This is a genomic window from Arthrobacter sp. Leaf234 (assembly GCF_001422665.1).
In the GTDB taxonomy this organism is placed as follows: Bacteria; Actinomycetota; Actinomycetes; order Actinomycetales; family Micrococcaceae; genus Arthrobacter_D.
The window spans coordinates 686,885-687,112 of record NZ_LMLU01000005.1 but is presented as its reverse complement, the minus strand read 5'-3'; the positions used below and the strand labels follow the sequence as shown (position 1 = coordinate 687,112).

The following is a 228-nucleotide window of genomic DNA, read 5'->3' as shown; positions in this document are numbered from 1 at the left end:
CCCAACACCACCTACTACTTCCGGGTCTCGGCCATCTCCGCCGACGGAACCACCAGCCTCAGCCCCTACTCCACCGCCATCACCGCCAAAACCACCGCCGCTGCCCCCACTGCAACGCCGGCACCCACRGGCCTGAAGTTCACGGAGCAAAGCGAATTCGGCATCAAGCTGGCCTGGAACGCCTGGAACAACGCGCCGCGCTACCGCGTCCAGTTCTCCACCACGCCC

Annotated in this window: 1 protein-coding gene; it reads left to right on the top strand. The window is 66.1% G+C overall.

Features of this window, described 5'->3' with window-relative positions:
- Positions 1-228 (top strand): hypothetical protein (locus tag ASF21_RS17045; RefSeq protein WP_200914808.1); only part of this gene is annotated, 228 nt, incomplete at both ends.